Genomic DNA, 3,290 nt, shown 5'->3' with positions numbered 1-3,290 from the left:
TTTTAGATCAAGTGTTTCCTGAATACCGGAAGGTTTTTGGGGATCTATATTCAAGGGTTTCTTTATTGATCTTAAAGGAATATCCCACTTCAGAGGAGGTATTAACAGCCGGAGAAAGTAAACTAGCAGAGAGTGTTATAGAGTTCTGTCCTAGCCGATCGGGTCAATGGGCATGGGAAAAAGCAAAAAAAATAATGGACTCCGCATCTCGAAATCCATTCCAAAAAAACGTGTAGTCACGTAATCAATCTTCGTATGTATATTGAGTTGCTTTTTCATTACCAGGGGCACCTCTCTGAGTTGGAAGATCGWATAGTGGCCCTGGCAAATGAACTAGAAGAATATAAGATCATCCAATCGATTCCCGGTATMGGAGAAAAAATCGCAGCCACGATTATCTCTGAAATTGGTGAAATCGATCGGTTTAATCACCCGAAAAAACTAGTTGCCTTCGCTGGAGTAGATCCAAGTGTTCACTCATCGGGTAAGTTTACGGCAACCATTAACCGTATTACGAAAAGAGGTTCGAGCAGATTACGTCATTCTCTGTATCTTGCCGTACTATGCGGCATAAGGAGTTCAAGGAACAAAAAGCTTTCTTTGATAAGAAAAAATCGGAAGGAAAGCCAGCCAAAGTGGCGATCGTTGCCTGTATGAATAAGCTTCTTCATTGGGTTTACGCTTTATTAAAGAGAAAAGAAGCATTCCTAGATTTATCCTGATTAACGGTTTTATGAAACAGAGAAAAATCCTTCCAAAAGGGTTTTGGAGGGTTATTTGTCATGAACAAAAATAGTATATCATAAGGGAAATGAAAATTTTAGAGAAAGATATTGACATCCTATTAGCTGGTTTAGTTGATGAAGGAACACAAAAATGACCAATCTTTTTTATAAAAGAATAATCCAATTAAATAGTATAAGGGCATGTTTTGATTCATCTTTTTTCAAAACATGCCCTTTCTATTTATTCATTCACCTTATTAATATACATTTTTTTCTAAATGAACACTTGAATATTTAATTCACATCTATTAAACTAGTGATTAGTTGTTAAAAAACACCAGCTAAGGAAAAAATTAGTTGTTCTCTATTTGAAAAACACTGAATTTGATCCTTTTTGGCAAAAGAATTACATATCTAATAAATGGATATTGGAGGTTTTTGTTCTTACCAAATTATTATCATGAAAACAAAAAAACTGAGGGAGATTAGAGAATGAGAATATCAAAAAAGATAATAGGTATATGCGGGGCTGTAGGATTATTATTTGGGGGGACAACAACATTTGCTGCCACTTCTGCGAATACTCCTCAAGTTGTTAAACATGAGAAAAAGGTAGAAGGAAACATACAAGAGGAGATAATAAAAGTAGATAGTAGCGAAGTTAAAAAAAGGGAAATCCTTACTTATTTTAATAATAACAAACCAAAGAAGTATAAAGAAAATGAGGTTATCGTAAAATTTAAAAAGAATTACTCCATAAAAAGTCTAGGATCCCTGAGCACTACTTTAGGTTTAACAAATGCAAAAGAATTGAATAAAGAAGGAACACATGTAATGAAATTTTCCAAAAATAAAAAGATGGCAGATGTGTTAAAAGAACTTAACGCTTCTTCTAATGTTGAGTATGTAGAGCCAAACTATGTATATCAACCGACAGCAGTTACAGATCCCCTATATAGCGAACTATGGGGACTTAAAAATACTGGACAGGAAATATTAGGACAAGTTGGTAAAAAAGGTATTGATATAAATACGGAAGCAGCATGGGCTAATACAAAGGGCAGTTCCTCTCTTGTTATTGGAGTGATTGATACAGGAATCGAAATTAATCACCCAGAATTAAAAGATAGAATTTGGGTAAACACTGAAGAAATTCCTAACGATGGAATCGATAATGATAAAAATGGATATATAGACGATGTAAACGGCTGGAATTTTTATGATAAAAACAATAAATTGTTCATTCGAGGAGAGGAAGACTTCCACGGAACTCATGTTGCAGGAACAATAGCTGCAAAAGCAAATAAAATTGGAGTTACCGGTATTGCTCCAAATGTTAAAATTATGCCTCTCAAGTTTCTCGGACCATATGGAGGGTACGAATCTGATGCGATTGTTGCCATTGAATATGCTAAGGCAAAAGGTGTAAAGATTTTGAATAACTCATGGGGTGGAGGAGAAAATTCACAAGCATTAAAGGATGCTATTAAAAACTCAGGCACCTTATTTATAGCTGCGGCAGGTAACTTTGCAGAGAACTCGGATACAAGTCCAATGTATCCTGCTGCTTATGATTTGCCTAACATTCTTTCTGTAGCCTCTATTAACAATACAGGAAATCTTTCAGGTTTTTCTAACTACGGTGCAAAAAGCGTAGATGTCGCTGCTCCTGGTGAAAGTATTTTAAGTACAACCCCAAGTGTGGAAGGCGACTATTCTACGGCTTATGAATATCTTGATGGAACATCCATGGCTACCCCGCATGTTACAGGAGTAGCAGCGTTAGTAAAAAGCGCACGTTCATCGTATACTCCCATTCAAATCAAGGATGCCATCTTGAGAACCACTACAAAGCTGTCTTCATTAACAGGAAAAGTTGGTACGGGAGGACTTGTGAATGCAGGGAAAGCTGTTAATTTCGAGGTAGATTCTGATATCCCTGGTATTGCTTGGAAGGGAGGAAGTATCAGTACTTCACTTGATGCAAGTAAAGATAAAAATGATGTATATTCTATTAAACTATTAAAAGGGGAAAAGGTGAAGGCTACACTAACTGGTGATTCCGGGACGGACTTTGATTTATATTTGTATAACGACACTACAAAGACTGTAAATTCGAGCAACGGCATTGTAGCACATTCAGAAATTACAAATTCATCCAAGGAGTCCTTTACTTTTACAGCTCCTAAAACAGGCACATATTATTTGAATGCCCACGCTTTTAGTGGAGCTGGAAAATACACTCTTTCTGTTACAGAAGGCATTGGAGCAGGAACATATGAAAATACAAGTAAATATTTTGGATATGAAGGAACATGGAATAAAATATCCGATGGAAGTGCGTCGGCAAGCTCATACACAAGTACAAACCAAACCGGTTCAACTGTGAAAATTGTGTTTAATGGTACAGGAATATCCTATAAAGCTATAAAAAATGACAAACAAGGAATTGTAAAAGTGACATTGGACGGAAAATCAGCAAATTATAGCTTGCATGCTGCTACTCCTAAGTATAAAGAAGAAATCTTCAGTAAAACAGGACTAACTGCAGGTAAGCACGTATTA

General features: G+C 36.0%; 1 protein-coding gene and 1 pseudogene. Both read left to right on the top strand.

All coding sequences use genetic code 11. The features are described from left to right. Positions 1-722: pseudogene (locus AC1DVB_RS26165) on the top strand (IS110 family RNA-guided transposase); the annotation flags it as partial. Positions 723-1,217: 495 nt separating this feature from the next. Further along, the coding region (locus tag AC1DVB_RS26160) for a S8 family serine peptidase (RefSeq protein ID WP_477591706.1) at positions 1,218-3,290 on the top strand (2,073 nt) is incomplete at its 3' end.

It is taken from the genome of Peribacillus sp. P4_D6, assembly GCF_056401795.1.
Note: the sequence above shows the minus strand (reverse complement) of the source record. Positions and strands in the feature narration are given on the sequence as shown.